This window comes from Neisseria sp. HMSC067H09 (genome assembly GCF_001814135.1).
Classification (GTDB): Bacteria; Pseudomonadota; Gammaproteobacteria; order Burkholderiales; family Neisseriaceae; genus Neisseria.
Genome location: NZ_KV814832.1, coordinates 1 through 4,145, shown reverse-complemented (window position 1 = coordinate 4,145; position 4,145 = coordinate 1). Strand labels below are relative to the sequence as shown.

3 protein-coding genes and 2 pseudogenes are annotated in these 4,145 nt (G+C 50.5%); 2 read left to right on the top strand and 3 right to left on the bottom strand.

The genetic code is table 11. The features are described from left to right. Positions 1–126 (bottom strand): annotated as a pseudogene (locus HMPREF2954_RS13155) (IS481 family transposase); the annotation flags it as partial. Positions 127–457: 331 nt separating this feature from the next. Between HMPREF2954_RS13155 and HMPREF2954_RS12765 the strand changes: the two are divergent. Beyond that, a pseudogene (locus tag HMPREF2954_RS12765) lies at positions 458–569 on the top strand (IS5/IS1182 family transposase); the annotation flags it as partial. 140 nt (positions 570–709) lie between these two features. On the opposite strand, the gene HMPREF2954_RS00040 reads toward HMPREF2954_RS12765, so the two are convergent. Beyond that, positions 710–2,005 (bottom strand): M23 family metallopeptidase, encoded by a 1,296-nt coding sequence (locus HMPREF2954_RS00040; protein WP_052673321.1) that lies wholly within the window; start codon positions 2,003–2,005, stop codon positions 710–712. A gap of 313 nt (positions 2,006–2,318) precedes the next feature. Here HMPREF2954_RS00040 and HMPREF2954_RS00035 point away from each other — a divergent pair, with 313 nt between their 5' ends. Then, positions 2,319–3,320, top strand: a complete 1,002-nt coding sequence (locus HMPREF2954_RS00035) for a hypothetical protein (RefSeq protein WP_082054491.1) — start codon at positions 2,319–2,321, stop codon at positions 3,318–3,320. A 197-nt stretch (positions 3,321–3,517) separates the two neighbouring features. On the opposite strand, the gene HMPREF2954_RS00030 is transcribed toward HMPREF2954_RS00035, so the two are convergent. Further along, a partial coding sequence (locus tag HMPREF2954_RS00030) for a YadA family autotransporter adhesin (RefSeq protein WP_210398472.1) occupies positions 3,518–4,145 on the bottom strand: 628 nt, incomplete at its 5' end.

The following is a 4,145-nucleotide window of genomic DNA, read 5'->3' as shown; positions in this document are numbered from 1 at the left end:
AATGGTGACGCGGCTGACTTGGTAGCGGCGTGCCAGAGAGGTGACGCTTTCCTTTTCCTGCGTGTAGGCCAGCCAAATGGCTTGTCGGTGGTGCGGGGTGAGGCGGGTGTTTTTGTGCATGTTCATGTTTCAGTATTCTCCTGGAAATACTGTAAACAACGCTACTGGTTTCTACATTGAAAAAGCTGAGTCCTGTCGCATACAGAACCCAGCTTGCACAGAGCGCCTGAATAGGCTTTTATGAGTGTCCAAGATTTGGGGGCCAGTTCAGTTTCAGACGACCTTTTTTTTGATAACAAGTCTCTTATGGCAATCACACAACATAACACATGAAATAAAAATATTACCTGTCGCTCTTGCTCAAAAACAAATGTACTCCCTCCCCGCCATGAAGACATGTTTCAAAATGACAGCAAATACATATCTCTAAATCTCTCTCGCAGAAATACCGTCCTGATATGGTGGATTAAATTTAAATCAGGACAAGACGACGAAACCGCAGACAGTACAGATAGTACGGCAAGGCGAGGCAACGCCGTACTGGTTTAAATTTAATCCACTATATTTGAAAGCCACTCCCAAACAACTTGTCTCAAGCCGTATGAACTGGAAAAAGTTTTCGTATCCATCCCAATGTAAAAGGTCGTCTGAAACCTTAAACCTGGTTTTCAGACGACCTTTTAAAGCATACCCCAATAGGGCAGCTTGATTAATCCAACTGCGCTACAGAAACAGGCAGTCCGCGGACAGAAGCAAGTATGGTATTTGCCGATTTCTGCTGCTGACGGAACGCAGCCATGTTGGTTGGCGTCAGCTTAGGTGTCGGCAGGGCAACCGTAGTCGGGTTGACAGGCTGACTGTTCACGCGTGCTTCATAGTGCAGATGCGGACCGGTAGAACGTCCCGTCGTACCGACGAATCCGATCACTTCGCCTGCACGCACCGTACCTTGGGCAGGGGTAAACGCGCTCATATGCCCGTATAAGGTTTCAACGCCGTTAGAATGGCGGATCATAACGGTATTACCGTAGCCGCCCTTCCAGCCTTTGAAGGTAATCACGCCGTCAGCGGTCGCTTTAATCGGCGTACCGGAAGGGGCTGCGTAGTCAATACCGGTATGCATACGGACGGTATGTAAAACGGGGTGGACCCGGTAACCGAACGGGGATGAAATGCGCGTATAGACAACAGGCTCGATGTTGAAGCCCGCTTTTTGCTGGAGCGATTTGCCGCTTTGATCATAATAGCTGCCGCTCTCTTCGTCGCCTTTACCCTGGCTGTAATAATAGGCTTGATAGCTTTTACCGCCTTTGACAATTTCGGCTGCCAGGATATTGCCCGTACCCATTTGTTGTCCGCGGAAATACATGCTGTCATACAGCAATCGTATCACATCGCCTTCTTTCAAATCCTCCAAGCTCAGTACGTCGGAGAAAATTTCGCTCAACGACTCGCGGATTTCGACAGGAATTTCCGCCTGCGCCATTGCACCGCGCGCGGAAGTGCGGACAACGACGGAACGCAGGGTCGGCATGGTCTTCATATCCACTTCCGATGTAGAAGCCTGCCATTTGCCTTTGACTTTTTCCAAAGCGACAAGATTGCGCTCAAGCTCTTCATCCGTGAAAAACTGTACGTCGGTAACTTGTCCCGAAGCATCGATGCGGATATTGACAGACTGGTTGGCGCGCAAATGTTGCATATCGCGTTCCGCACTGTTTTTCGCCATGATTTGCTTGATGTCGGTTTGGGGGACCCCCATGCGGGTAAGCACATCGGCGAGTGAGTCGCCCTGCTGGACGACTTCTTGCGCCCAGTAACTGGACTGAAAATTGCCGGTTTCAATATAAACCGCCGGCAGCTCTTCAGAAACGCGCTCGACTTTAAATCCTTGATACTCGGGAACAGGTTCGGTTACTGCATAGGCAGTCATCGCGCCGGAAACGGGCAAAAGGATGCCCAACAGAGACCAGCGGATAGGTTTGTTGTGCCAAAATCGGCGCAATAAGGGAAATCGGGTTGTTTCGATCACGAATTATCCTTTTAATGCGGCGGTGCGGCTGCTTTATCAATCCGCACGGGCAATGTGATTTTCATTTAAAAGAAGACTGTCTGCTATTTATCCGTCTTTCAGACGACCTTTTTCATAGTCCGGCAAACAGCACAATGGGGAACCAAGGGCGTATTATCAAGGCTATTGTTTTGATTTACACCCGTTTTTTCTGAAATTTACGTCCGTAATTATATCACAATCGCGTATATTGCTTCAAACGTCCCATCCCATAGACATTTGGGAATGGCCGGCATTCTCCCTTAAAATGATGCTTTTTCCCAACCTGCCGCCTGCCATGAACCTGACCCTTGCCATTCCGTCGCTGAACCGCCAAAGCGACGAATCCGTCCCCCCTCTTACCCTGCCAGCCTTCAACCGTCTGCTTCGCTTCGGACATTTACACAAACAAGCAGTTGAAACATCAAAATTTTACGGGCGTTATTTATGGGACGGCAGCCTGCTCAAACTCGCAAAAACTGCTGCAAACGTTCCACAGCAACAACCTGCCGCATTGGTTTCCCCGCTATGGCAGCAGATGGGTTTGCACCAAGTCAGCGTCGTTGGCGGCGAATATATCGGTATTGCCACTTACGAGGCAGACAGATTGTGCCGTGAACTGTCTGATTTTTATCAGGACGAGGGTTGGCGATTTATCCCCGTTCGCCCCGATTTGTGGCTTGTCTTATTACCCAATCCGCAAGACTGGCAAATTCAGCCCATATTGGATATTTACGGACAAATGGGGTCGTCTGAACAAGCCTCGGGCAAAGATAGCGGACAATGGTTAGCAAAGCAGACAGAAATTCAAATGTGGCTGCACCAACACCCGATCAACAACATTCGCCACCAACTCGGAACACCGCCGATAAACGGTCTGTGGCTGTGGCATGATATTCAAGGGACGCAGCAATCATCCACCCTATTCTCCGACAGCCCGTGGGCGCAATTTGCCTCCGACCGCATAGATGCACCATACGACTTTCGCGCCTTTGCCTCTTGGATGCAAGAAACAAGAACAGACACTGCCGTCATTTTTATGGATGGTTTGACCGTTACCGGGTCGACGGCGGACGTACTGGCCTACCAAGATATTTTGCAGGATTGGGAACAACGCTGGTTCGACCCGATTTGGCAGGCGCTGCACACAGGTCGTCTGAAAAAACTGACCTTGACGACCGATGGGGAAAACGGCGGCGCATTAACACTCACACCCAAATCTCGTTGGAAATTTTGGCGGGCTGAAAAAACGTTTACAGGGATTTGGTAAATTGAATCGCAAAAGGTCGTCTGAAAAAGTCGTGATGTCGCTCTAGATTTCAGAAGAAATCCAACTTCCATCATCCTTCCAGCCATGAATTTCAAATAAAACCAATTTATCCCTCATACAAGATATAAAAAGGTCGTCTGAAACCCTGTTTTGGATTTCAGACGACCTTTGCTTTACTTCAGCTAAGAGCCGTTAGCTTACCACTGGTACAACGCACCTGCTCCGACACCGACGTGGCCGTCTGTGTTGGCAGAGAAGTTGCCTTTAACGACCCAGTTACCGCCGTCGCTCATCGCAGACACGCCGATTGCCATTGCGGATTGACCACCGTAGTAGCCGCTACCTACGCCGATACCGGTCGCACCCGGACGGGTTACTTGCGGAATCGAGCCTTGTGCAATCGCACCCGCTACACCTGCGTAGGCTTTTTTGCCGACGCGTTCGATGTTGTTTTGCAGGGCGTTACCCACGCCGGCGAGCTGGTTCAGGTTGACCGCATCGGTACCTTCTTTCGCCGGGGCGACGTTGGTGATGCGTTGTCCGCCGTTGTTCAGACCGATCGGGCTGAGGCTGACGGTATTCGCCGGATTATGGGCGGTCGGTGCAGCGATGCTGACACCTTGCGCGTTAACGGTTACACCGCCTGCGGTTACGCTGGTTACGTCGAGTTTATCGGCAGTAGCAACGTTGTACACGGTCTGTCCGCTGTTGCCGGTGGTTTGGTTAACGACGACGTTCTTACCTGCGGTAACTTCGGTTTTCGCCGCTGTCGCTTGTGTCGCTACGTTGGCAATCGCCTGGTTGGTGTAATACAACTGGCTGCCG

Excerpts from the sequence above, each read along its gene's own strand:
- HMPREF2954_RS00035 (WP_082054491.1), top strand. The coding sequence starts at position 2,319 with ATGATGCTTTTTCCCAACCTGCCGCCTGCCATGAACCTGACCCTTGCC.